21 protein-coding genes are annotated in these 24,740 nt (G+C 41.8%); 14 read left to right on the top strand and 7 right to left on the bottom strand.

What is annotated here, in order from left to right; all coding sequences use genetic code 11:
* Positions 1-12: 12 nt before the first annotated feature.
* On the top strand, positions 13-1,353 hold the full coding sequence (locus HMPREF9331_RS03780) for a hypothetical protein (protein WP_016419810.1): 1,341 nt from the start codon (positions 13-15) through the stop codon (positions 1,351-1,353).
* A gap of 14 nt (positions 1,354-1,367) precedes the next feature.
* Entirely contained in the window at positions 1,368-2,567 is a 1,200-nt protein-coding gene (locus tag HMPREF9331_RS03785) for an RHS repeat protein (RefSeq protein WP_016419811.1), read from the top strand.
* Positions 2,568-2,577: 10 nt separating this feature from the next.
* Here the strand turns inward: HMPREF9331_RS03785 and HMPREF9331_RS03790 are convergent, their stop codons facing one another.
* The 3 genes from HMPREF9331_RS03790 to HMPREF9331_RS03800 form a co-directional block, all read right to left on the bottom strand.
* Positions 2,578-3,666 (bottom strand): WD40 repeat domain-containing protein, encoded by a 1,089-nt coding sequence (locus HMPREF9331_RS03790; RefSeq protein ID WP_016419812.1) that lies wholly within the window; start codon positions 3,664-3,666, stop codon positions 2,578-2,580.
* Between the two features lie 160 nt (positions 3,667-3,826).
* Positions 3,827-4,186 (bottom strand): ribosomal maturation YjgA family protein, encoded by a 360-nt coding sequence (locus tag HMPREF9331_RS03795; RefSeq protein WP_016419813.1) that lies wholly within the window; start codon positions 4,184-4,186, stop codon positions 3,827-3,829.
* Positions 4,183-4,698, bottom strand: coding sequence for an NUDIX hydrolase (locus tag HMPREF9331_RS03800; RefSeq protein WP_016419814.1), 516 nt, complete (start codon positions 4,696-4,698; stop codon positions 4,183-4,185). The genes HMPREF9331_RS03795 and HMPREF9331_RS03800 overlap by 4 nt, the downstream gene beginning before the upstream one ends.
* A gap of 144 nt (positions 4,699-4,842) precedes the next feature.
* On the opposite strand from HMPREF9331_RS03800, the gene HMPREF9331_RS03805 reads away from it, so the two are divergent.
* Positions 4,843-6,384 carry a YifB family Mg chelatase-like AAA ATPase gene (locus HMPREF9331_RS03805; protein ID WP_016419815.1) on the top strand — a complete coding sequence of 514 codons (1,542 nt, stop codon included), beginning with the start codon at positions 4,843-4,845 and terminating at the stop codon, positions 6,382-6,384.
* A 7-nt stretch (positions 6,385-6,391) separates the two neighbouring features.
* Here HMPREF9331_RS03805 and HMPREF9331_RS03810 read toward each other — a convergent pair whose 3' ends face one another.
* The 3 genes from HMPREF9331_RS03810 to speB all read right to left on the bottom strand — a co-directional run bounded on the left by HMPREF9331_RS03810 (position 6,392) and on the right by speB (position 11,695).
* On the bottom strand, positions 6,392-7,921 hold the full coding sequence (locus tag HMPREF9331_RS03810; RefSeq protein ID WP_016419816.1) for an SGNH/GDSL hydrolase family protein: 1,530 nt from the start codon (positions 7,919-7,921) through the stop codon (positions 6,392-6,394).
* 74 nt (positions 7,922-7,995) lie between these two features.
* The gene (locus HMPREF9331_RS03815) at positions 7,996-10,731 is read right to left on the bottom strand and encodes a PD-(D/E)XK nuclease family protein (protein WP_016419817.1); all 2,736 of its coding nucleotides are present in this window, start codon (positions 10,729-10,731) and stop codon (positions 7,996-7,998) included.
* A gap of 76 nt (positions 10,732-10,807) precedes the next feature.
* The gene (speB, locus tag HMPREF9331_RS03820) at positions 10,808-11,695 is read right to left on the bottom strand and encodes an agmatinase (protein ID WP_016419818.1); all 888 of its coding nucleotides are present in this window, start codon (positions 11,693-11,695) and stop codon (positions 10,808-10,810) included.
* Positions 11,696-11,841: 146 nt separating this feature from the next.
* Between speB and HMPREF9331_RS03825 the strand changes: the two genes are divergently transcribed.
* From HMPREF9331_RS03825 to HMPREF9331_RS03845, 5 genes are all read left to right on the top strand, one after another.
* A complete protein-coding gene (locus HMPREF9331_RS03825) occupies positions 11,842-13,011 on the top strand; it encodes a DNA polymerase III subunit (RefSeq protein ID WP_016419819.1) in 1,170 nt (389 codons plus the stop codon).
* A gap of 140 nt (positions 13,012-13,151) precedes the next feature.
* Positions 13,152-15,227 carry a methionine--tRNA ligase gene (gene metG, locus HMPREF9331_RS03830; protein WP_016419820.1) on the top strand — a complete coding sequence of 692 codons (2,076 nt, stop codon included), beginning with the start codon at positions 13,152-13,154 and terminating at the stop codon, positions 15,225-15,227.
* Positions 15,228-15,242: 15 nt separating this feature from the next.
* A complete protein-coding gene (locus HMPREF9331_RS03835; protein WP_016419821.1) occupies positions 15,243-15,737 on the top strand; it encodes a hypothetical protein in 495 nt (164 codons plus the stop codon).
* Between the two features lie 4 nt (positions 15,738-15,741).
* The gene (locus HMPREF9331_RS03840) at positions 15,742-16,071 is read left to right on the top strand and encodes a nucleotide pyrophosphohydrolase (RefSeq protein WP_009640951.1); all 330 of its coding nucleotides are present in this window, start codon (positions 15,742-15,744) and stop codon (positions 16,069-16,071) included.
* A 14-nt stretch (positions 16,072-16,085) separates the two neighbouring features.
* Positions 16,086-18,293: a patatin-like phospholipase family protein gene (locus HMPREF9331_RS03845; RefSeq protein ID WP_016419822.1), complete on the top strand. Its 2,208-nt coding sequence runs from the start codon at positions 16,086-16,088 to the stop codon at positions 18,291-18,293.
* A gap of 1 nt (position 18,294) precedes the next feature.
* Here the strand turns inward: HMPREF9331_RS03845 and HMPREF9331_RS03850 are convergent, their stop codons facing one another.
* A complete protein-coding gene (locus HMPREF9331_RS03850; RefSeq protein ID WP_016419823.1) occupies positions 18,295-19,002 on the bottom strand; it encodes a tRNA threonylcarbamoyladenosine dehydratase in 708 nt (235 codons plus the stop codon).
* A 256-nt stretch (positions 19,003-19,258) separates the two neighbouring features.
* Between HMPREF9331_RS03850 and dapF the strand changes: the two genes are divergently transcribed.
* The 6 genes from dapF to trxB all read left to right on the top strand — a co-directional run bounded on the left by dapF (position 19,259) and on the right by trxB (position 24,736).
* Complete coding sequence (gene dapF, locus HMPREF9331_RS03855; protein ID WP_016419824.1) at positions 19,259-20,065, top strand: diaminopimelate epimerase; 807 nt, start codon at positions 19,259-19,261, stop codon at positions 20,063-20,065.
* A gap of 3 nt (positions 20,066-20,068) precedes the next feature.
* Positions 20,069-20,566 (top strand): GNAT family N-acetyltransferase, encoded by a 498-nt coding sequence (locus HMPREF9331_RS03860; RefSeq protein WP_016419825.1) that lies wholly within the window; start codon positions 20,069-20,071, stop codon positions 20,564-20,566.
* A gap of 115 nt (positions 20,567-20,681) precedes the next feature.
* Positions 20,682-21,680: a beta-ketoacyl-ACP synthase III gene (locus HMPREF9331_RS03865; protein ID WP_009640949.1), complete on the top strand. Its 999-nt coding sequence runs from the start codon at positions 20,682-20,684 to the stop codon at positions 21,678-21,680.
* Positions 21,681-21,866: 186 nt separating this feature from the next.
* A complete protein-coding gene (accB, locus tag HMPREF9331_RS03870; protein WP_016419826.1) occupies positions 21,867-22,373 on the top strand; it encodes an acetyl-CoA carboxylase biotin carboxyl carrier protein in 507 nt (168 codons plus the stop codon).
* Positions 22,374-22,414: 41 nt separating this feature from the next.
* Positions 22,415-23,773, top strand: coding sequence for an acetyl-CoA carboxylase biotin carboxylase subunit (gene accC / locus HMPREF9331_RS03875; RefSeq protein WP_016419827.1), 1,359 nt, complete (start codon positions 22,415-22,417; stop codon positions 23,771-23,773).
* Between the two features lie 21 nt (positions 23,774-23,794).
* Positions 23,795-24,736 carry a thioredoxin-disulfide reductase gene (gene trxB / locus HMPREF9331_RS03880; RefSeq protein ID WP_172539824.1) on the top strand — a complete coding sequence of 314 codons (942 nt, stop codon included), beginning with the start codon at positions 23,795-23,797 and terminating at the stop codon, positions 24,734-24,736.
* The last annotated feature ends 4 nt before the right edge of the window (positions 24,737-24,740 follow it).

Raw genomic sequence — 24,740 nt, forward strand, 5'->3', positions numbered from 1 at the left:
ATTTACGATACTATGAAATATATTCTAATCCCTTTTCTATTTCTTTCCACTGCTATATCTGCTCAAAATACAGCTAACAAAGTAGAAAGATATAAAATAAATCCTGCTATAAACGATGAGTTCAAAAAACCTCTTTTAGGAAAAGTAAAAACTATGCATACTGCCCACTATTTTATAGAATATAATAAATATGACACTATAAAAAAGGAAATTTTTGATAATAATTATACTTATGGCTTTGATAAAGAAGGAAGAGAAATTCTATTTATCAAATATGATATGCACGGCAATATAAGGAGCAAATATGAAAGGAGATACAACGAAAAAGATAGTCTTACTTATCTAAGAAAATTTATATGGGGAGAAAACTTTGGAACTTATATAGAAGAAAATTCTTATTTCTATAATCCATTAGGACTATTACAAGAATTAAAAGGTTATAGTCTTAAAGAAAGTGATCCTCTTTTTATTTACCGAGAGCTATACAAATATAATGACAAGCAACAGCTCTTAGAAAGTCATTATTACAGCAATGATACACTCACAGAAACTACTATCTATTCTTATAATAACAAGGGAAAGCTTATAAAGAAGCTTGATTATTTAAAAGGAAAATTAGACTCGGAATACAAACTTGAATATGATGAAAGAGGCAACCTTATCAAAAAAGATTATTATTTTACACAATTCTCTATCAGTCAAAAAAGTATCACTAAGTACCAATATGATGACCAGAACAGACTTATCTTGGCTACAGAAAATATAGATGGAGATGAGAATATTCTCATTAAGAACATTTATAAAGATAACTTACCTATAGAAATTTATGAGAAGAATAGAAGTGAAGACGAAATACATATATTTTATCATTATAAAGAAAACCAACTTATAGAAGAAGAAAAATATACCAGATTTTTTAATGGACATTATTACAGTACTACTAAAGAAAAAATACAATATGATGAAAAATGTCGTATAAAGAAATTCTATGATTATGAAGAAGAAAAAATAGTAAGAACTTATACTCATTATTATGATGATAAGGATAGAATAATAAAAACAGAACTATTATACAGCAATAACAGCAATAATAAAAAAGAATATTGGACAAATAGTTATGATATGGCTAATAATCTTACAAAAACTATTTATAAAAATAATAAAGAAGCCGATAAAGATATTTATAGATATGACAAAAACAATAACTTACTCTCTGAAATAACTTATAAAGGAAATAAAATAATAAAAAAAATAATTTATACTTATGATAGCTATCAAAATCTTATCAAAATAGAAAAATATAATAATGGAAAGAACTATATCTACGAAAGAACTTTTACCTATTATGAATAAAATATTTTAATACTATGAAACATTTTTTATTTAGTTTGTTATTTTATTTTTCTTCTTGTTTTTATGTATCTCTTTTAGCACAAGAAGATGACCCTAATAGATATAGGGAGGAACACCTTAGAAACTTAGGTATTACGCCTCAAGGGAAAGTAAAAGTAGTAGAGAAATTCATTTACCATTATGAAAATAAAAACGGAAAAGAGGCAAAGATATTTCCTAAAAATGCCAAAGTAGAACGTATGCCCGTACATAGCCGATACATCTTTGATAAAAAGGGAAATATCATAGAATTTTATAACTACTATACCGATGGGAAACTTTTCCAAAAGATATTTTACAAATACAACACGGATAATCTACTTACAAAAGCTGATGAATACAAATACAAAGAGGAAAACAATCCCGAACATATAGAAGAAGAAATTTTCTACGAGGGAAAAGTAATGATCTCTAAAAAATACAAGATTGATGGCAACTTATTTGAAATAAGAATGTTGTTTGATAAAAACAAAAGGAAAAAAGCTATTTCAGAATATAGAAATAATACACTCATTAATAAAAATAGATATTCATATAATAGCAAAGGGAATATTACATATGAAAAAAACAAATCTACTAGCCTTTTAGACGATGAAGCCTATGATACTTGGTATACATATACGAAAGAAGGTACATTGCTTGCTGGAAAGAAAGAATGTTACTCGATGTTTTGTTTTTATACTACTTATCAATATTTAGCCAATAATGAAGTATATGAAGAGACCACCTATACAACACCTTTACATGATGAGAAAGATATCTCTAACAAGAGAACAAGATACTACATCTATGACTCCAAAGGAGCTATAGTAGAGATACAAACATACAAGGGAGAGGAATTTCGTTCCTACCACTGTATGGAAAACGAAAAGGAAGTAGAAAGTTATAGTTATTTTCTAGAAGGAGAGGTTATAAAGACTCTTTTTTCTTACAACAAGGATAACCAACTCATCAAGGAAGAAAATTTTAATCTTCTTACAGGCGATTTTACCTCTGGAACGTATTATACGTATGATGAGAAAGGAAATTTGCTACAAATAGATGACGGACAGATTCCTTCCCCTAATAGAACCATCTACCACTATGACAAATTCAACAACTGCACAGAGGAAATTTGGTACAAAAATAACAAACCTGCTGCCATTGTAGAGCGCATCTTTACCTATTATCAATAAGTGACTTCTTTTATCTCCAGATGAGTCGTTGCTCTGCTGATATGGGGTATTTCCCATCTTTGGGATAGAATATAGTACCGTCATTATCGGCATCAAGATCTCTAGTTTTGCCATTATTCTCTATAATGATAAGCATATTGACTACCGCTGCAGTCCCAAATACCGCTGGGTCATAGGCATAGGGCACTGCAGAGTGTCTGGGTTGTCCTGTAAAGGCAATATACTTCCCATCTGGAGAAAAGGATGGGAGACGCTCTCCACCTGAATAATAAGTTCTTGCATCGGTAATGCCATCTACCTTTGAAGTAGTTACTTGGTAGTGTGAGTCCTCTTGTATATCATAGAGCCAAATATGCTTATCACCCCTTCTGAAGACAAATTGTGTCCCTTGTGGGTTCATATTGAGCATCTCTATATCATCAAATGGGAGCTTTTTTACATAGGTCATATGCCAATTATTGCTTTCTGAGGCTTTTATGAGTTCATTATCTACACTAAGGAAAAGTTCCCCAACACTTGACCAGCCTACGATATTGATCCTATGCGGCTCATATCCATCAATATTAAATTCTTTTAGCACACGCCCGCTACTCCTATCCAATATACTTGCAGGATTATCATCATTATAACCCATAGATTTTTGGGCTTGTACAGCAACAAAACGTTCGTCAGGCGAGAGGAAAAAACCTACCCCGCCAGCGGCACCTACCTCATAACCATTGAAGTCAAAGGAATTGATTTTACGCTTATCGAAATCATCATCTCTGGTAGCTGCACCAGATTTCTTCTCAAGCATAGGTAGATAGGTAAATTGAAGATAATCCGTCTGATATTGGCCATAAGGTCGTTTTGCCCAAGCCACCAATAGCTTCTGGCCATCCCAAGAGACATCATACTTATCAACTATATTGCTCTTGAATATCTCAGTAATGTTTCTCCCTGAGCGAAGGTCATAATACCCATACCCACCTGCAAATTGGTAGTATATACCACTGCCTGTAACCCCTAAAGTACCTGCTGCTGATTCCTCATTATCTTTACTGCAAGAAAAGTACAAAAATAACGAGGCAATAACTATTGTAAAAGTTAATTTCTTCATATCTATATTATTTATTGAGGACAAAAATATAAAATCCTGAAATACAAAACAAAATTACACCTTTATATTTTTGTTAATCTTCATCTCTAAAAAGTTAATCCTCAATGGATAGCAGGCTTTGCATGAAAAGGAAGAAATCGTTACTTAAAGTAAAATCCTGTTATTTGTCAAAGATAAATACTAAGAAACAGCCAGTGGCATAGCAGAGAATATCCTCAAAGGAAAAGTAATTCCCTAGTAGAATATACCCAAGAGTACCCTTGCCAAAACCGAAGAAAGTAGCCAACTTAAAGTACTGTAGTATCTCCACAAATACAGCAAAGCAGAAAATCCCTATAAGTAATTTCTTGGTGTTCTTGATACGGAAAAAGGCTCTAATAAAACAATAAATCAGTATCACTACCAAAATATCCCCCAAGTATGCCCGTACAAAGGAAACACTCTTGAATAAAGTGGCGATGGCTACCTCTACCAAAAAGATGATCAGGGCAGCAAAGAAGTATTTGGAATTGAATTTCATTGGTTTAAGTAATATTTTTCAATGACTGTTCTTACAGAGACGAAACCTATTTTACTAAGGTCTATTTCAGGTATGGGAATCCATTGTAAGGACTTGATTTCATCGGCTGCCCTTACAGAAACAGGCACATCCAAGGGGCATTCGTAGAAGATATCCATAGTACGATAAGGAATATTCTTGTACAGATAGTGATTGGGTTGAGTCGTTACATATTTTAGTTGGCTTGGTGTTATCTCTAAGCCCAATTCTTCATTTACCTCACGACAAGCGGCTGCTTCGGCATTCTCATCTGGGTCTATAAAGCCTCCGGGGAGGTCAAGTTTGCCCTTGTCTGGGTCTATATTACGCACCGCAAAAAGGATTTCCCTCTCGCGCCTAAAGATAACTGCCACGGCAGCAGCTATATTATGGTAATAGACAAAACCACAATGGTGACAGAGAAAACGTACTAAATTAGGAAACTCTATATCCTTGCTTCCACAGTGGGGACAATAGGTGAAAATATTTTCCATGATTACTCATTTTACAAGGACAAAAGTAGTGAAAATTACGGATATAGCCATGTAGAAAAAGAAAAATCATTTTTATAACCCAAAATTCGTTATTTTTTCGTAAATTTGCTCTACACAAAAAATCTTTTTTCAAAAACAAAGAGCATGTTAGTAAAGATCTATGGCAGTGCTGTTTATGGCGTAGAGGCAATTACCATTACCATTGAGGTCAATATAGATAAGGGTGTGGGCTACCACTTAGTAGGCCTACCCGACAATGCGATCAAGGAGAGTAACTTCCGTATAGAAGCAGCGCTACACAATAACCAATACAAAATCCCTGGAAAGAAAATCACGATCAATATGGCGCCTGCCGATATGCGCAAAGAGGGGTCAGCCTATGACTTGAGCTTTGCCATAGGCATCTTGGCGGCCAACGGACAGATACAGTGTGAGGAGATAGAGCGGTATATCATCATGGGAGAGCTTTCCCTGGACGGAAGTCTGCAACCCATCAAGGGTGCACTACCTATTGCAATCCAAGCCAGAAAGGAAGGGTTCAAGGGATTTATACTCCCTATGCAAAACGCCAAGGAAGCTGCTATAGTGAACAACTTAGAGGTGTATGGTGCGGAGAATATCAAGCAGGTTATAGACTTTCTCAATGGGGAAGATAGCTTGCAGCGGGTAGAGCTAAACACCCGTGAGGAGTTCTTCAAGCATGTGGAAACCCCAGAGTTTGACTTTGCCGATGTCAAAGGCCAAGAAAGTGTCAAGCGCTGTATGGAGATTGCCGCGGCGGGCGGACATAACATTATACTCATTGGCCCTCCTGGTTCTGGTAAGACCATGCTGGCCAAGCGCCTACCTGGCATACTGCCTCCTATGACCTTGCAAGAAGCCTTAGAAACTACTAAGATACACAGTGTAGTGGGGCGGGTCAAAGACAATGGACTTATCTGTCAGCGGCCTTTTCGCAGTCCACACCATACCATATCGGACGTGGCGCTAGTGGGAGGAGGTAGCTATCCACAGCCAGGGGAAATATCCTTGGCACACAATGGAGTACTCTTTTTGGACGAACTCCCCGAATTCAAGCGTAGTGTATTGGAGGTGATGCGCCAACCCTTGGAGGACAGAGAGGTTACTATCTCTCGCACTAAGTTCTCCATCACCTATCCCGCTTCGTTCATGCTGGTTGCCAGTATGAATCCTTCACCCAGTGGTTATTTCAATGATCCTGATGCACCTATGGTAAGCTCCCCTGCCGAGATGCAGCGGTACTTGAGCAAGATTTCTGGGCCTTTGCTCGATAGGATAGATATACATATAGAGGTCAATCCCGTACCTTTTGAAAAACTTGCCCAGCGGGAAAAGGCCGAAAGCAGTACCGCCATTCGCGAGCGGGTCATACGAGCCAGAGAAATACAGACCCAGCGATTTGCCCAGTATGAACATATCCACTACAATGCCCAGATGAGTAGCCAACAGATAGGCAAATACTGCCATGTAGAGACCTCCTCCTTGGCCATGCTCAAGAAAGCCATGGAACGGCTTAACCTTTCGGCGCGTGCCTATGACCGCATCCTAAAGGTAGCCCGTACCATAGCCGACTTGGAAGGAGCGGAAACCATACAGGAGCACCATATAGGCGAGGCCATACAATACCGCAGCCTTGACCGAGAAGGCTGGTTGGGCGGGTTCTAAAAGTAGCTTATTTTTTGTACATATCGGGAGATTGTACCGAAAGCAAGTCCTCTACCAAGTTCTGGAATAGCAGTTGTGCCATACGCTCGGTACCCTTGTCAGAGAAATGTACCAAGTCGCTGGCTGCCATGCGGTTATCATACCATATCTTCATAGAGTTCTTGCCGCCCATGGCCTCGTACATACTAAAGAACGCAAAGCCATTCTCAGCCGTTTGCTTTTTCATCTCCTCTACCAGTTCTGGGATAATGTCATAAGTGGTCTTGGTACTTCGCTTAAGCATATCGCTGGGGCCTATTAGGATAAAGAGGGCATCGGGGTTGCGCTTCTGTACCCACTGCATATTGGTAATGATACGTTTTACGCTGGAGGCTACCTTGTTTTTGGTCAGATATGGAACAAGGTTTCCCCCGAATTGGAAGATAATAATATCGGGTTTCAGCTCGCGACTCATCGCATCGTAAGTATCCTGAATACGGGTAAAGTGAAAGCCCGAATCCCCACGCGTAGGGATATTATCTGCCTGTACCCCCTCAGTGCTACCTGCTGTTACCCCATAGAAATCAGGGCTTTTGGTACTGGAGAACTGCACTCTGAGTTTCTTGGGCGTAGCAGAAAAGTTCAGCTTATAAGCATGGTAGGCACCATCGGCTATAAGCGTATCCTTTCTTATCTCCTTATTATCTTCATAGACAATGACTAAGGCTGGTGTCGTACAATTACCATAATGTATAGTTACTTGGTTGTACTGGCTAAGCCTATTGTAATAAGAGTGCGAAGGAGAAATGGTAAAAGAAGCCGTCTTAAGCCCTGCCGTCTCACCACGTGCGGGAGCAAAACGGCAAACATTGGCATAAAGCCCATACTGATTGTTCTGCAAAAGGTCTTTGTTCTTGCGCTGTTCGGCATTGAAAAGCGCGTAGCGATACCAGTTTCCAGAAGTCTGTTCTATGATACTGCGCTGCCCATAAGGCATCTTGATAGGAAAGTAGCCAGGCCCTGTCCCTCCATAGAGTGTTTGTAGACCATTGCGTAAATAAGCAGTGATACGGTCGCCCTCTAGCTTGGAATCTCCATAATGAAGAATACGACAAGAGGGCTGGCTGAGCTTCTCATGCAGCTTCTTAACAAAGTCCTTAGCGGGTTCAGGATAATAGATCTGCCCCTCCACATTGCTCACCAAGGGAGGATTTCCCGCTGAGAGGAAAGCACCAATGGAGTCTCGCAATTGATTCATATCCTCTGGGAAGACGAACTTATGCCTATTGACCATAGTTGTCGCCCCCATTGTATCTTTTTCAACTTTCTCAAGATCAGGCTCTTTCCCCTGTATAATCGCCATAGCCTTATCGTTGGTAATATGCTCTTGACGGGAGAAGATATCCCAGAAAGTAGGGTACTTCATTTGGAAATTACCGATTCTTATTCCATGGGCTACTTCGTTCTCTTCGTCCATATATTCACGGCTAACAAAGGTAAGCCATAGCAAAGAGAGCAATACACCGAGCATAAAGATTACTATTTTCTTAGGAGACATCTGCTATTATTTTTGGGTGCAAATATAGGAATAAAATGTAATACCAAAATATACAAGCGCATAATTTCATTAACCTACTTTTCAACAAAGGGTAGCGCAGGGTCATATATCTCTTTTAGGAGTTGTATGAGCTTTTGTTCAAATGCATCTCGTACATGCGTATCCACAGGGCTTATATCCTTATCCTTACCATTTCTAAAGCCTATAAAGCCCAATTTGAGTCTTCTAAAGGAGTAGTTCCCTACATATACCCGCTTATCCTCCCCTATCATTCCCGTTTTGAAGAGCAAATAGGCATACATAAGCAATTGGAAGGCTTTGGAGTAATCGTAATCCACAATCAGGTTTTCCCATTTCTTCTCATTGAGGGCTACCTGTCCTTTTTCTACAATACCTGACTTATAGTCTACTATATAGATATCTTCGCCTCGTTGTTCTACACGGTCTATCGTTCCATTGAAGCGAATAGGGAAAGGGAAATCATCATATTGGACATCTATCTGTATTTTTTCTTCTAAGTATAGGAGCTTTACCACATTGTTGGATACATTCCTCTGGTCTATATCCAAAAATTTCATCACATATTCCTCAATGGTACGTTGTACAAAGATGTTTTTACCTGCTATTTCTTCGTTCTGTTGGTACTCTTTGAATACTGTTTTCGTTGTCTCGGCTACGTCCTTTCTTATTTTGTCTATATCCTGTTTGGAGATGACTTTATCTTCATAATCTTGGTAAAGCAATTCCAATATTCTATGAATGATAGTTCCCAGTGAGCGGTCTTCTACAATTTCCTCTACTTCAGCATCGTCCCTTATATCCAAGATTTGCTGCTGGTAGAAGTCAATAGGGTTTCTTACATAGGTAGTAAGTGAGGAAGAGGAGAATCCCTTTCGGTGTTTGGGATCACCTCCTGTGGCTATCGCGACCAATTTGTCTATAATCTGTTTGTCTTTAGCTATCTCAACAGGTTGTTGTTCTATTATCTTCACCTCAGGGAATCTTACTTCGGGCTTTATCTTGTAGTCAGAGAGCAATTGTAGTATAAATCGGCTCTTCTCACTTCCTTTAAGTCCATCGGTTTCTGTATTGTAAAAAAGTATTGCCTTTTCCGAGTGCTGGAGTATTCTATAAAAGTAATAAGCATACATATAATCAGACTCTTTGTAAGTAGGCAATCCCAAATTAGCTCTGACATCAAAAGGAATTAGTGAATTAACCGTATTTCCTTTAGGGAAAATACCCTCGTTCATAGAGGTGAGTAGTACATTCTTAAAGTGTATGTTCTGCGCTTCCAGTATACCCATTATTTGCAATCCTTTCAGTGGCTCTCCTCTGAAATTAAGCTTTTGTTTGACCAACAAATCATTATAGATATAGTACAAAGACTTCACACTATCTACGAAATGATGTTTTTCTTGTAAGTAATAGATCTGATTGAAGAGTTCATAGAAATTGTACAAGTATTCTAAGTTCAGAAGGTTTTCTTTATCCTCTTTTTCCAAAGATTCTTTAATCACTAAAAGCAACTCTATGATGTTTTTAATCAATTTGCTTACTGAAATATTCTTCTGGTCATCAAAAAGCAAATCTATAATAGTAGCATCTTTTTCTTTTTTATATTTGTCCAATGTTTTTTTATATACATAGGACAAGTTATGTTCGTTGATATAGGTTATAGTATCTTTTTTATAGTTTTCTGAAAGCAAACTACTCAAGAAAGGTTGCTCTAAGAGTGATTTTACTTCTTTGTGATACCATCTCCCTGAAATATAGAGCTTAAAGTAAGCTGAAATAAGATCATGTACAGGCGTTTGTTGTAAGGGATAGCCCATGGTGATATTGATAGAGAGTTTGTTGGTATCTATAGCCTGTAATAAGGGTAGTAACATATCACTATCACTAAGGACGATGGCTGTTTGTTCGAGTTCATTGGTAGGAATTTCCTCTAAGAGGGAAGTAAGCAGGTGTATTTGGTTCACTTGCTTAGGTGTCCCATACACTTGTATCTTTGTATTGAGCTGGTCTTCTACAATCCATTTCTTGGTTGTTCCTCTTCTGTAGTAGCGCCATTTGTCTAAGTAGTTTTCTATAAAGTATCCCGCACTGTGTTGGCTATTGAGGAAGTGTTTTTCTATATCCCAATAGATATCCCCTTGCATCTCCTCCAAGATATACTGTATTACCTTCTCTTGCGCTACACTTAGGGCATTGAACCCTACAAAAAGGTGTAGTTTCTCTTCGTTTGCCCTCTTGTATGCGTCCATCTGCTCATAGGCTACCCGTGCGATAAAGCCTTGGTAGCCCTGTCGCTGCTTATACATCTCCTTATGGAGTGCGTTGTAATAAGTACCCAGAGTACGCCAAAAAGCCAAGTGCTTTTCTTGCATCTCGGTAAGTTTTTCGCCTAATGACCAGTGTTCTACTTCCTTTATCGCTTCCACATAGGGGAATATATCATTATAAGCGATGAGGTATTGGTCTATATCGTCAAAATCTTTCCAAAGCATTTTCCCCCAGCCGACAAACTTTTCAAAGTCATCTACCTCAGTGGTAGTATGCTCTTTATATACTTTGTAGAGTTCAAATAGGCCTTGCACCTCGGACATCTTTTTTATCCCAGAGATACGCTCCAGTAAGTTGTCTAAGGTAATAAATTCAGGCGAGATACCTGCTTTACGGTACTTCTTGGCAAAGATTTCTCGCAAAAAAAGTGCCGACCGCCTATGGGGAGTTACCAATATAAGGTTTTCCGTAGGTACATCGGCATAGTTTTCTAAATAATCTTCAATGACTTGCTCTAAAAACATAACCATTTAAGTTTGAATTTTGAGTTTTGAATTTTGAGTTGTTGTATAACTCGAACTCAAAACTCAAAACTATTTATCATTTTTTCTTTTTCTTGGTCTGCTTGCTGTTTTTGTTATACTTGTGGTAGTAAGCCAGCATCTTATAATATAGTTTGGCAGCTAAGAAAGCCGTTGGTTTAGCCGCTGGGCTGTCCATAAGTTCTACGATGTCAAAGGCAACCACATGGCACTTCTTAAATACTTTTCTAAGCAACTTTAGCGTTGGGTACCACTGCAAGCCTCCTGGTTCGGGAGTTCCTGTAGAGGGGGCTATAGAAGGGTCAAAAGCATCTAAATCTATAGTGATATATACATTGCCTGTTACCTTTTCCAACACTTCATTGATCCAATTCTCATTCTTGGCTATCTCATGAGCGAAGAACACCCTATTGTGAGGTAGGTATTGCTTTTCTTCAGCATCCATAGAACGGATACCCACCTGTACGAGTTTGTGCTTTTGGTTGGCCTCGAATACAGCACAAGCATGGTTATTCTTGGAGCCATGGTATTCGGGACGCAAGTCGGTATGAGCGTCCAATTGCAATACCGTTAGTTGCTTATACTCCTCCCCTACGGCTCTTATAGAACCGATAGAAACGGAATGTTCCCCGCCTATCAGGGTAAAGAGTTTTTCTCTGTCTTTGACCAGTTCTTTAGTTTTTTGATAAACCGCCTCTACCATCTTCTCTGGGGTGCTGTTCTCTGATACTTCTCCCGCTCTATAGACCCCATGTAGGTAGGGTTCGGAATCTGTTTCTATATCGTAAAGCTCCATATTCTCGGAGGCGTCCAAGAACAATTCAGGCCCCTTATCAGCGCCCTTGCCCCAAGTGGAGGTGCCATCGTAAGGAACGGTTACCAGTACTACTTTTGAGTTTTCATACGTTGCATTTTCGGCAGGTATGCCTGCATATGTATTTTCCATTACTGTAAATGTTTTGATTTAAATAGGGGTAAAATTACTATTTTTAGAGCAATTACTACGTTTATTTAACTATTATTTGTGAGTTATAATACCCTCTCTTATTTTTTTCGGAAGGGTTTCCTGCTTATCTAAAAAATTATGTACTTTTGTACTGTTTTTTCTTGGTCATCTTGGCCGAGGCTATTTGCTATATTATGGATTTTGAAAGCGTTCTAAGTAACTCACATACAAAGAAATATCTAAAAGAAACTATTGATACCAACCGCATAGCTCATGCCCAACTCTTTGTCGGAGAGGAGGGAGTGGGTACGCTGCCTATGGCCATTGCTTACGCCACAGAACTACTATGCAAGACGGGTGATGCGCATACAGCCATTAAGTGTGCACACCTGAATCACCCTGACCTGCATTTTGCTTATCCTACAGCTATTACCACTCAGGTGAAAGACCACCCCACCAGCTCGGCTTTCTTGGAGCAATGGCGCCAATTTGTCTTGGAAACGCCTTACGGAAGCCTCTTTGACTGGTATCAGGCCATTGATATTGCCAACAAGCAGGGGAAAATCGGGGTAGATGATGCCAAGGAGATCACCAGCAAGCTCTCCCTGAAATCCTTCGAGGGCGGGTATAAGGTAATGATTATCTGGATGGCGGAGCTGATGAATACCGATTGTGCCAATAAGCTGCTGAAGCTCTTGGAGGAACCACCTGCCGAAACTATCTTTATCCTTGTGGTAGAGAACGAAAATGCCTTGCTCGATACTATTCTCTCCCGCTGCCAAATCACGCGTTTTCATAGGCTCTCCCAAGAGGTTATCACTGAGGCCTTGGTCAAGCAAGGTCTTAGCCAGCCCCAAGCACAGAAGATCGCCTTGCGCTCACAAGGCAACTACCGCAAAGCACTCTCCTTTATAGGAAAGGACAACGATCGTATCTTTGAAGAATGGTTTGTCGAATGGGTACGTATGGCCTATAGTGCTCGCGGCAACAAGGGGGTATTGCCCAACCTATTGGCTTGGTGTGAGAAAATCGCCAAGGAGGGCAGGGAGACGCAAAAGCTCTTCCTCGAATACTGTTTGGAGGTGTTCCGTCAGGCACTCTTGGCCAACTATGGCGCTGATAGCTTGGTATATATGGAGTTTCAGTCCAATTTCAAGATAGAGAACTTCGCCCCCTTTGTACATCATAACAATATAGCGGAGATCCAGCGGAATATAGAGGAGGCTATCTATCATATAGAACGCAATGGTAACTCCAAGCTGATCCTCACCGACCTCTCTATCAAGCTCACCAGACTGATACATGCTAAAGTATAAGGAAAAAACTTGACTTTGTGTTTAAAATATTGTAATTTTGCAGTCCTTAAAATAAGTGAAAAGTGAAGAGAGAAAAGTGAAGAGTTACCTCTGATAACTGACCTCTGACAACTGACCACTGATAACTAAAAACTATCTAAATGTCCGAACGTTATACCATTACGGCAGCTTTGCCTTATACCAATGGCCCTATTCATATTGGCCATCTGGCAGGAGTATATGTCCCTGCTGACATATTCGCACGCTATCAGCGATTGAAAAACAACGATGTGGCTTTTATCTGCGGAAGCGACGAACATGGAGTGGCTATCTCTATCAAAGCAAAGAAAGAGGGTACCACTCCTAAGCAAATTATTGACAAATATCATAAGATTATCAAGGATTCTCTCCACGATTTTGGTATTTCCTTTGATAATTATTCTCGCACCTCCCTGCCTATACATTACCAAACAGCCTCGGAGTTCTTCCGCACCCTCTATGACAAAGGAGATTTTATAGAAGAGACCTCCCAGCAGCTCTATGATGAACAGGCTGGGCAGTTCCTCGCCGACCGCTTTGTGATTGGTACTTGTCCTAAGTGTGGCAACGAAGAAGCCTATGGCGACCAGTGTGAGCGCTGTGGCACCTCGCTCAATGCCACCGACCTTATCAACCCCAAATCCACCCTTACAGGGAGCAAACCTGTACTAAGGGAGACCAAGCACTGGTTCCTACCCCTACAGAATTACAGCGAGTTCCTTGAAAAATGGATCATTGAGGGGCATAAAAACGACTGGAAGCCCAACGTATATGGTCAGGTAAAGAGTTGGCTTGACGACGGCCTACGCCCTCGTGCGGTAACACGTGACCTTGACTGGGGAATCCCCGTACCTGTAGAAGGCGCCGAGGGCAAGGTGCTTTATGTGTGGTTTGATGCTCCTATCGGCTATATCTCCTCTACCAAAGAATGGGCTGCCCGCGTGGGCAAGGACTGGGAACCTTATTGGAAGGATGAGAAGACGAAACTTATTCACTTTATCGGTAAGGACAATATTGTCTTCCACTGTGTGATCTTCCCTGCCATGCTCAAGGCCGAAGGCTCTTATATCCTGCCTGAAAATGTTCCTGCCAATGAGTTTCTTAATCTTGAAGGCAACAAGCTCTCCACTTCCAAGAACTGGGCAGTGTGGCTCAATGAGTATTTAGAGGATTTCCCCGCTCAGCAGGATACCTTAAGGTATGTAATCACTGCCAATGCGCCTGAGACCAAGGATAATGATTTTACTTGGCGTGACTTCCAAGCCAGAAATAACAACGAACTGGTAGCCATCTATGGGAATTTTATCAACCGTGTGATGGTGCTAACCGAGAAATATTACAAAGGTGTGGTGCCTACCCCTCATGAATTGACCAAGGAAGACCAAGAAGTATTTGCTCAGATCAAGGAGCTTACCCAAAAGATAGAACAATCCTTGGAGCGCTATCGTTTCCGTGAAGCCCAACAGGAACTGATGAATATCGCCCGCTTAGGCAATAAGTACTTGGCCGACGAAGAGCCTTGGAAGCTCATCAAGGAAGACCCCACAAGAGTGGAAACTATCATGTATATAGCCTTACACATTGCTACAGCTCTGGCGGTAACCTCTGAGCCTTTCTTGCCTTTTACCTCTGCCAAACTCAAGCAGATGCTCAATTTTGCTACCATGAGCAAAGCACCCGTATGGGAAGATGTATTACATTCCGATAGCCTGATCCCCTCTGGACATACCATAGGAAAATCTGTCCTACTCTTTGAAAAAATAGAAGACGAGGCCATCCAAAAACAAATAGATAAGTTGGAAAACAGCAAAAAGGCAAACCAGCAGGCAGCTGCGGCTAACTTAGCCACCGCGGTTACTCCTCAAAAAGAGCTTATCTCTTATGAGGATTTCGCTAAGATGGACATACGTATTGGCACGATTTTGGAAGCTGAGAAAATGCCTAAGGCAGACAAGCTCTTGATTTTGAAGGTTGATACAGGCCTCGACCAGCGTACCATCGTATCGGGAATAGCACAGAGCTTTGACCCTAAGGAGATTATCGGGAAAAAGGTTACCGTACTGGCCAACCTTGCTCCTCGCAAACTCCGTGGCGTGGAGAGTCATGGTATGATCCTTATGGTAGAAAACAAGGAGGGTAAGTATGTATTCCTAAACCCCGATGCTGAAGGTATTGCCAACGGAACTGAAGTAAAATAACCTAAACCATATTACATGAAACAACTCAAATGGCCGGTATTCCTCCTTGTCTCAGGAGCACTCTTGGTCGCTTGTAAGAACAAAGGGGAGAAGCAACCTTCTATGCAGACAACTCCTACCCTATCGGTAGAACGCTTACAAGATTCTATTCAAAAACTCACTGATGAGCTGGCCGAAGAACGGTATTTTGATATTCGCTTTAACGAAGATGGCCGATATTTCTTCCATGAAAATGGCATAGAAGACCCCGAAGAGTTCGTACGCCAACAGCTTATGGCTACCAATATAACCAAGGACGAAAACCACCCCTTGATCTCCTATCGGCCACGCCGCAATGCTAAGTTCCAGATCAATAAGATCAAATTGCTCAACCACCGCTGGGTGATCTGTGATTTCTCCGATGGCTTGGACTGGGGGGAATTGCTGATCAAAATGACCCTCAATGACGACAAAACACTGTCCTTTGATGTCCTTGACCAGACCCTCTATGTAAGTGAACAAAAACCTTAACCCTATGAACATAAAAAACGCTCAAATCGCAGTAGATAATTGGATTAAAGAACATGGTGTCCGCTACTTCAATGAGCTGACCAATATGGCTCAACTTACCGAAGAGGTAGGCGAAGTAGCTCGTATCATCGCACGCCGCTATGGTGAACAGTCGGAGAAGGAAAGCGATAAGGCCAAAGACCTCGGTGAAGAACTGGCCGATGTGGTCTTTGTGGTTCTCTGCTTGGCTAACCAAACAGGTATAGACCTACAACAGGCCTTTGATAAGAAGATGGACGCCAAAACCAAGCGTGACCACGACCGACACCAGAATAACCCTAAGCTAAAACAATAACCTATGTTTCTGCTATGAAACGACTCTTCTTCCTTCTCTTGTTTCTCTATACAATCAGCGCCTTTAGCCAAGAGAAAATCCGCTCTTTAGCCGACCTCAAAGGTAAGAAAGACCTTAAGGTAGGCCTAGTTCTCAGCGGAGGGGGGGCTAAGGGCTTGGCTCATATTGCTGCCCTAGAGGCTATTGAGAAAGCGGGAGTGGAGATTGACTATATAGGAGGTACTAGTATGGGAGCCATTGTAGGGGGCTTGTATGCAGCAGGCTATAGTGCCCAGCAGTTGGACTCTATCTTCCATGCTACCGACCTAGAGGAGATTATTCAGGACAATGTACCTCGCTCCGCACAGACTTTCTATGAGAAGGAGAACCGAGACCGCTATATGGTATCCTTGGCGCTACGCGATGGGAAATTTGCACTTCCCGCTGGACTTACTCAAGGAGTAAACCTCTATAACTTCCTAAGCCAACTCACCTATAGGGTACGAAAGATTGACGATTTCTCTAAGCTACCGATCCCCTTCCTCTGTATGGCTACCGATGTGGAAACAGGCGAAGAAGTAGTCCTAGAACACGGTGATCTGGCTCAAGCTATCATGGCCAGTGGCTCCTTCCCTACCCTTTTTGCTCCTGTAGATGTAGAGGGTCGCTACCTTACCGACGGAGGGGTGATGAACAACTACCCTGTAGATGAGGTCAGAGCCAAGGGTATGGATGTGATTATAGGAGTGGATGTACAATCTCCCTTGAAAAAGCGTAAGGACTTGCGCTCGGCCAATAGCGTATTGCTCCAGATTACTGGCTACAAGATTGCCAATGACATGAAGGAGAAAAGAGAGAAAACGGACATATATATCCACCCCGATATGAGTGGTTATAATGTCATTTCCTTTCAAGACGGACAGGCAATTATTGACTCTGGGCGGGTAGCTACCAAAAAGGTACTCCCTCACCTATATTGGCTCAAGCGACATCTCAAAAAGAAAGACCCTGACATTATAAACACCAAAATACCTGATTCTCTACGAATTAGCAACATTACCTTTTCAGGTAACAAACACTATTCCGATGCGTATCTTAGGGGAAAATTGGGCTTTCAGTGGAATGAAAAAATTTCCTTCAAAGACCTCAAAGATGGGGTGCAGAACATCATGGCTACCCAGAATTTTAGGGGCATCAACTACCATATCTGCTCCACCGATGAGGGGGAAGAATTGCGGTTTATCTTGGAGGAAGCCCCTGCACAGACTTGGGTGAAGATGTCCCTGCACTACGACAACCTTTACCAGACGAGCATACTACTGAACCTAAGCCGTTCGAGCTTCCTACAGAAGGACGATTTTATTTCCTTTGACTTTATCGCTGGTGACAACCTCCGCTATAAGTTTGATTATTATGTAGATAAGGGATTCTATACCAGTTATGGTTTTCAGAGTAGGTACGACCATTTCCGCCGTGATATCTCTTTCAATGGGTTTTCGCTTACCACAGGGGATACCAACTTGACGCTCTCTCGTCTGAAGAACCAACTATACTTGCAGTCTATTTTCTTCCGTCGTAAGTTCTTAGTGGGAGCAGGGGTAGAGCATGAGTTGTATAAAGCGAAAATACAGCCTGACAACTTCAATGAACAAGTGAATTACTATTCTCTTTTCAGCTATCTGCGCTATGATTCTTTGGACAATGCTCTTTTCCCTACCGAAGGATTGTACTTTGATGCACGTGGCCATTGGTACCTACATTCCACAGGCTACGGAGAGACAATCAATCCTATTATTTTGGTCAAGGCCGATATAGGAGGCGCTTGGCGAATCACCGATCGGCTTTCTGGAAAAGCCATGTGTTCGGCAGGCTTCCACTTGGGACTACCCAATGCGCCTTTCTTGCAGTATGTATTCGGGGGACAAGGGGATAACTTTTTCGGAAATATTCTCCCTTTCTATGGGTATGATTACTTGAGCTTCGGGAATTATGACTTCCTCAAGGGAGAACTTTCTTTCAACTATCGTTTTTATAAGAAGAATTATATCAAGGCCATTGCCAATATTGCCAATGCCAACGACAATATGTTTGCAGAGCGCAGTTGGTTTGCCAAGCCCAAATATACAGGCTATGCCTTGGGGCTAAGCTCCGATACGATCTTAGGCCCCATTGAGCTAAAGGCTACCTATTCTCCTGAGACGAATAAGTTCCTTTGGCTCTTCAATATTGGTTTTTGGTTCTAAGCTACTCTATGAGTTTGCGTACAATCACCCCTGCTACATGGATACCGAAGAGGGCAGGCATATAGCTCATGGTGCCATAATAGGAACGCTTGAAGTTTGCCCCATCAGTGAGCGCCATCATATCCTTATCTGGGAGTTCTAGGGAGAACACGGCTTTGAACTTAGGCTGGATACCTTCTTTCTTGAGTCTTTTGCGGATAGTACGTGCTAGCGGACAATCACGGGTTTGGGAAATGTCGGCTACCTTTACCTTGGAGGGGTCTAGTACACCTCCTGCTCCCATACTGCTGATGACCTTCACTCGACTATCATGACAAGCTCTAAGCAGACTTATCTTAGGGGATATACTATCTATACAATCAGCCACATAGTCAAACCGACTATCCACCAAGTCGTAAGCCGTCTCAGGGGTAAGAAAGTCATTGATGACCTCCAGCACTATATGGGGGTTAATGTCCCTAAGCCGCTGAGCTACAAGCTCTGCTTTAGGCTGCCCTATAGTAGAATCAAGGGCTATAAGTTGTCTGTTTTTGTTAGTGATATCCACCACATCGCCATCTACTATGGTAAGGTATCCCACCCCTGCACGGGCTAAAAATTCGGCAACAAAAGCCCCTACACCCCCCAGTCCTACTACAAGGACATGAGAGTGCTCCAATTTCTGTAAACCCTCGTCTTTAACGACTAATTTTGTTCTCTCTCGCCACACAACTATCTAAATTTAAAGTAAAAGGTAAAAAGTAATAAGGTAAAAAGTAAAAAGTAATAATCCTTAAAAACTAATCACTAACCACTAATCACTTTTCACTAATCACTTTTCACTAATCACTTTTCACTATTTTCGGGAGGCAAAATTACAATCTTTTCAGTAAAAGACAAAATAAAAAATGCTTTCTTAAAAATATTTTTCTGTTTCTTTGTTTATTCTGTTATTTTTCCTAATTTTGCCCTTAAAAACACAGACAATGAGAGTTATACATTTTTACAAATACCAAGGAGCGGGCAACGATTTTATCATGGTTGATAACCGTACTGCTACCTTTCCAAAGGGCGATACCAAGCTAGTGGCACAGTTGTGTGAGCGTCGTTTTGGTATTGGTGCCGATGGTTTAATCCTGCTAGAGAATGACCCAGAGAATGATTTTTGCATGGTCTATTACAATTCTGACGGCAATCCAAGCTCCATGTGTGGCAATGGCGGACGCTGTATCGTAGCCTTTGCTCGCAAGCTAGGTGTTATCTCTGCTGAGGAAACGACCTTCTCCGCCCCCGACGGACTGCATAAGGCCATCTTCAAGAACAACCTTATCCACCTGCAGATGCAGGATATCAGTGATATCCAAAAGGTGAAGAAAGGAGTAACCCTTGATACAGGGTCGCCTCATTATGTGGAGGTAGTTAAAAACTTGGACAGCTTGGACGTTAAGAAAAAAGGAGCTGAAATACGCTATGGAGTACCCTTCAATATTGAGGGAGTCAATGTCAATTTCGTAGAACCTATATCCGACAATCGTTTTAAGGTGCGTACCTATGAGCGAGGTGTGGAGGACGAGACCTATTCTTGTGGTACAGGTGCTACTGCTACGGCTATTGCTATGCACAAAACAGGAAAAACTAAAGCCGAATACATCATCTTGGAGACCAAAGGCGGTACACTAGAGGTAACTTTTGAGGTAAAAAAGGAATTTCTTGGACTGAAAATAAAAGAATATACCAATGTTTGGCTTATTGGCGGTGCTGATTTCGTTTTTGAAGGAACTATAAGCATATAACTTATGGTACAACTAAGAGCACTCGAACCTGAAGATATAGATTTTTTATATAACCTAGAGAACGACCGAACGCTCTGGGAAGTAAGTGAGACCCAAGCCCCCTTCTCTCGGCAACTATTACTATCTTATATAGCCAATGCACACCAAGATATCTATCAGGCCAAGCAACAACGCTTTGTTATTACCTACCAGGAAAAGGCAGTTGGCTGTGCCGACTTATACGATTATCAACCAAGGAACAAACGTGCTTCTGTAGCTATAGTCGTTGCTGCTCCTTTCAGGCAAAAAGGAATTGCTACCAAGGCCTTGGGAGAACTATGTTCCTATGCCTTTACTTTCTTAGACTTACACCAGCTTACCGCCTATGTACATCAGGGAAATCTCTATAGTCAAAAACTATTTCTGCGACAAGGATTCCTATGTACTGCCACCCTCAAAGACTGGTGCTTCTTTGATGGTAATTTCCAAAACGTATATCTATACCAGTACTTTAAACCTTAATTTTTAGGCCATAAGTAAGAAAAAAATAACTTTATTGTACCATAATTCGTATTTTTTTCGTAACTTGCGCCTCTATTTCATATGCTCTTTTAAGAGCAGTTAAACTTTGATTTCTATGACAAAAATTACAGCTGCTATAACAGGCGTGGGCGGATATGTACCCGATTTTGTTCTATCCAACAGTTTGTTAGAAAAAATGGTAGATACCACCGATGAGTGGATTACCACCCGTACAGGTATCAAGGAAAGAAGGCTTTTAAAAGAAGAAGGCAAGGGAGCTTCTTTCTTGGGCATAAAAGCGGTTGAAGATTTGTTCCGTAAGACAGGCACTAACCCAGCCGATATTGACTTAGTGCTTTTTGCCAGCGTAACTCCCGATATGCCTGTGGCAATCTCTGGCGCTTACTTGGCTACCCAGATTGGAGCGGTCAATGCCTTTGCTATTGACCTACAAGCGGCCTGCTCTAGCTTCCTCTATGGTATGTCTGTGGCAGCTCGCTATATAGAATCGGGCAGATACAAAAAAGTACTCTTGATTGGTGCTGACAAAATGTCCTCTATCGTGGATTACACCGATCGCGCTACTTGTATCATCTTTGGTGATGGGGCGGGTGCCGTCCTTTTGGAACCCAACTATGAGGGCTTAGGTATACAAGATGAATACCTGCGCAGTGACGGATCTGGCCGCGAATACCTCAAGATAGAGGCTGGTGGCTCTATCCTTCCTACAACCCCTGAAACCCTCAAGGAAGGTAAAAACAACTTGTATCAGGACGGAAAAACAGTTTTCAAATACGCTGTCTCTCGCATGGCCGATGCCACCGATGCGATTCTTGAGCGCAATAACCTATCGGCTGATAACCTCGACTGGCTGGTACCTCATCAGGCCAATAAGCGTATCATCGACGCTACAGCTGACCGTATGGGACTCCCTCATGAGAAGGTGATGCTCAATATACAACGTTATGGCAATACCACTTCTGCCACCCTACCTCTGGCACTCTATGACTACGAGAAACAACTCAAAAAAGGAGATAATCTTGTCTTCGCAGCCTTCGGTGGTGGCTTTACTTGGGGCGCCCTATACCTCAAGTGGGCTTACGATCCTAAATAAATAATTATAAGATATATACTTTGTATTTTTTATAATCTTTATTGAAAAATATTAAAAGTATCTCAAGTTTTAATTTTTTGCTAAAAAAACAGAGGACATGTGAAATATTTTTAGTATTTTTGCCCCCCGAAAAAATATCATACCAATAAGATAATGTCTAACTCATTGAAAATATAATTATTTGCTATGGATTTAAAAGATATTCAAAATCTAATCAGATTCGTTGCCAAGTCAGGCGCAAGCGAGGTAAAGCTAGAGATGGAAGATGTGAAAATCACCATCAAAACCTCTGGAGAAGAAGGACGCCCTGAAACGGTCTTTGTTCAACAGCCTTATATGGCACAAGGAATTCCTCAACCACAGATCCCTGTGGTGCCACAACCTGTATTCCCTGTAAGTGATCCAGCCAACATTGTGGCTACCAAAGAGCACGATGACGAAGAAAACGGAAAATATATTACTATAAAATCTCCTATCATCGGAACCTTCTACCGTCGCCAAGCACCTAACAAACCTCTTTTGGTGGAGATAGGGGACAATATTGTACAAGGTCAAACCCTTTGCGTGATTGAGGCCATGAAACTATTCAACGAGATAGAATCCGAAGTCTCTGGTAAGATTGTAAAGGTACTAGTGGACGACGCTTCCCCTGTGGAATACGACCAACCACTCTTCTTGGTTGACCCTTCTTAAGTTAGGGTTGTGTATTAAGTGTGACCTAAAATTCTTAGAACATGTTTAAAAAAATCTTGATAGCCAACCGTGGAGAAATTGCCCTACGGGTGATTCGCACCTGCCGTGAAATGGGCATTAAAACGGTGGCCGTATATTCTACAGCAGATACCGATAGCCTTCATGTACGCTTCGCCGACGAAGCTGTATGTATCGGCCCTGCCCCTAGTAAGGATTCTTATCTGAAAATTACCAATATCATCGCCGCTGCCGAGATTACCAATGCCGATGCCATCCACCCTGGCTATGGCTTTCTTTCCGAAAACGCTAAGTTCTCCAAGATCTGTGCTGAAAATGGTATCAAGTTCATCGGAGCTTCAGCCGAGATGATTGACAAAATGGGTGATAAGGCTACTGCCAAAGCTACTATGAAAGCCGCAGGGGTGCCTACCATTCCTGGCTCCGATGGCTTGCTTAAGGATGTTGCCGAAGCCAAGAAAATCGCCAAGAAAATGGGCTATCCTGTCATGCTCAAAGCCACCGCTGGAGGAGGAGGAAAGGGTATGCGTGCTGTATGGAAAGAAGAAGACCTCGAAAAAGCCTTCGAGAGCGCTACTCAAGAGGCCGCCGCTGCTTTCGGTAATGATGGTATGTATATGGAAAAACTCATTGAGGAACCTCGACATATCGAAATCCAAATCGTAGGAGACCAATTCGGCAAAGCTTGCCACCTCTCCGAACGCGACTGCTCTATCCAAAGAAGACACCAAAAACTTACCGAAGAAACGCCTTCTCCGTTTATGACCGACGAACTCCGCCAAAGAATGGGCGAAGCTGCTGTCAAGGCTGCCGAATCTATCAAATATGAAGGCGCAGGTACCGTAGAATTTCTTGTAGATAAGCACCGCAATTTCTACTTTATGGAGATGAATACTCGTATCCAAGTAGAACACCCTATCACCGAGCAGGTGATTGACTATGACCTGATTAAGGAACAAATCCTCGTAGCGGCTGGAGTACCTATCTCTGGGCGCAACTATACTCCTAAACTACACGCTATAGAATGCCGTATCAATGCGGAAGACCCCTTCAATGACTTCCGCCCTTCTCCTGGCCGTATCACTGCTTTCCATGCCCCTGGGGGATTCGGAGTACGTCTTGATACCCATGTGTATGCTGGCTATACCATTCCACCCAACTATGACTCTATGATTGCCAAACTCATCGCAACAGCTCAGACTCGCGAAGAGGCTATCGCTAAGATGAAGCGCGCTCTGGACGAGTTCGTCGTAGAGGGTATCAAAACAACCATCCCTTTCCACAAACAGCTTATGGAACATCCCGACTATATCGCTGGAAACTATACCACCAAGTTTATGGAGGATTTCGTGATCCAGCCCATAGGGGACGACGAGGAATAAAAAATAATTTTTTATACCAATATTATGTCTGTAGAAAAAATCAAATGCTTAATTATAGGCTCAGGCCCAGCAGGTTATACTGCTGCTATCTATGCCTCAAGAGCCAATCTCTCTCCTGTACTCTACCAAGGAGAACAACCTGGCGGACAGCTTACCACTACCAATGAGGTGGAGAACTTCCCTGGCTATCCCGAAGGGATTACAGGAACTGAGATGATGATGCAGTTCGAACAACAAGCCCGCCGCTTTGGAGCCGACATTCGCACTGGCTGGGTTACCAAAGTCGATTTTTCTGCCAAACCGCTCAAAGTATGGGTCGAAGACAAGGAAATCCATGCCGATAGTGTGATCATCTGTACAGGTGCTACTGCCAGATACTTAGGACTGCCTTCCGAGCAGCATTATTTACATACAGGAGGAGGCGTATCGGCTTGTGCCGTATGTGATGGCTTCTTCTATAGAAACCAAGACGTGGCTATCGTAGGGGCAGGAGACTCCGCCTGTGAAGAAGCGCTTTATCTTGCCAAAATCTGTAAAAAAGTAACGATGATCGTTCGTCGCGATGCCTTCCGTGCCTCCAAGATTATGGAAGAGCGTGTCAAAAAAGCAGAGAATATTACTATTTTGTTCAATTCGGAAACGGACGAAATCCTCGGAGACGGGCAATTAGTTTCTGCTGTCAGAGTACGTAATAACAAAACTGGAGAACTTTCCGAAATTCCTATCACTGGTTTCTTTGTAGCCATTGGCCATAAGCCTAATGCGGATATCTTCGCTCCTTATCTGTCTATGGACAAAGATGGTTATATCCAAAATATACCAGGAAGTAGCCGTACCAATGTAGAAGGAGTATTCGTAGCTGGCGATGCAGCCGATAAGTACTACCGACAGGCTATTATTGCCGCTGGAAGTGGTGCCATGGCTGCCCTCGATGCCGAACGCTATCTAGCCGCTCAAGAATAAACTG

Source organism: Capnocytophaga granulosa ATCC 51502, assembly GCF_000411115.1.
In the GTDB taxonomy this organism is placed as follows: Bacteria; Bacteroidota; Bacteroidia; order Flavobacteriales; family Flavobacteriaceae; genus Capnocytophaga; species Capnocytophaga granulosa.